Origin of the sequence: Mycolicibacter sinensis, from assembly GCF_001667375.1 — a bacterium.
In the GTDB taxonomy this organism is placed as follows: Bacteria; Actinomycetota; Actinomycetes; order Mycobacteriales; family Mycobacteriaceae; genus Mycobacterium; species Mycobacterium sinense_A.
The window spans coordinates 1-1,393 of record NZ_LZIN01000085.1 but is presented as its reverse complement, the minus strand read 5'-3'; the positions used below and the strand labels follow the sequence as shown (position 1 = coordinate 1,393).

Annotated in this window: 2 protein-coding genes; both read left to right on the top strand. The window is 62.1% G+C overall.

Going from position 1 to position 1,393, the window contains the following annotated elements; all coding sequences use genetic code 11:
• Positions 1 to 92 precede the first annotated feature (92 nt).
• Entirely contained in the window at positions 93 to 437 is a 345-nt protein-coding gene (locus A5771_RS17815) for a helix-turn-helix domain-containing protein (RefSeq protein ID WP_064856523.1), read from the top strand.
• 425 nt (positions 438 to 862) lie between these two features.
• Positions 863 to 1,384, top strand: a complete 522-nt coding sequence (locus A5771_RS17810) for an integrase core domain-containing protein (RefSeq protein WP_428844419.1) — start codon at positions 863 to 865, stop codon at positions 1,382 to 1,384.
• Positions 1,385 to 1,393: the final 9 nt, after the last annotated feature.

Here is a 1,393-nt window from a genome sequence, read left to right as displayed (position 1 = left end):
ACATACGTTCGACTATACACGAATCCACTGACTCAAACTTTCTGTCAGGGTCGCGCTATTCACAGCGGGCCATCGAGGAGGTTGAGTGAGTCATGGTCCGATCACGACGAACGAAGATCCCGGCCGAGGAGAAAACGCGGCTGGTTTTGGCGGTGCTGGCAGGTGAAATGACCGGCGCGGAAGCGGCTCGACGATGCGGGGTGGCCTCCACCCAGGTGACCAAATGGAAGCACCAGTTCCTCGAGGCCGGCGCCCAGCGGATGGAGGAAGTCCCCAGTGGGCCAGCAGGCCGTGCCGGAACCGCCGAACAACGCCGATTGAAACTGGAGAACCAGGAACTTAAGCTCGCTTTGGCTGAGGCCACGGTGCAGTTGCGGATCTGGCAGCGTGGCGCGGCGTTGGCTGACCACGTCCCTTCCAAGACCTCGAAATCCTAAGAGAAGCAGCTGGTCTGCCGGTTTCGAGGTTCACCGTCTTAGCCGGCATTCCAGAGCGGACCTACCGGCGGCGACTCGCCCGACTACGCGCCGGCGACCCACCGAAGGGGCCATGGCCAGCTCCCGTTGTCGACCGCATCGAGGAGCTGGCCGCCAAGTACGCCCAGGAATGGCCCGCCTGGGGCTACCGCAAAATCGGTGCCCTGATGCGCGCAGACGGACACCAGGTCACCAATTCCTCGGTCCAACGAGCCTTGCGACGGCGCGGCCTGCTCCTACCCCAAGGATTCCGCGCCGACCGTAAATCATGGGCAGCTCTGCGGCGGAGGGTATTTCACGATCCGCCCACAGAGCGCAACCGGGTATGGCAGACCGACTTCTCGGAGTTCGAAACCGCCCACGGTGGGATATGGCGGATCAGTGCCGTGATCGATTACGTCACCAAGTACTGCCTGGCGATCACCGTTACCCCCACCAGTCGGGGCCGCGACGCAGTGCGCTGTATACGGCTTGCCGTCGAGGAAGCCACCCGCATACTGAACCTGGCCGACCTGCGCCTAGATCGCGGCGAAATGGACGTCCTCGATGCCGAAGACAACATCATCGGCCGCACACCCGCCCCCATCGCCATCGTGTCCGACAACGGCCCCTGCTACCGCGGCAAAGACTTCCAGACGCTGTTCGCCGGCCATGACCCGCTGCTTCGACACATCCGCACCCGAATCAAAGCACCGCAGACCAACGGCGTCATCGAGCGATTCTTCGAGACGCTGAAATATGAACATCTCTTCCGCGGCTACATCGGCGATGGCGACGCCCTCGACATGGAAGCCCACCACTTCCGGATCATCTACAACACCATCCGGCCACACCAAGCCATCCAAGACCGCACCCCGCAGCAGGCCTACCTGAACCCGATTACCCAAGAAAACCCGCCAATTTCTTGACTCAAGACA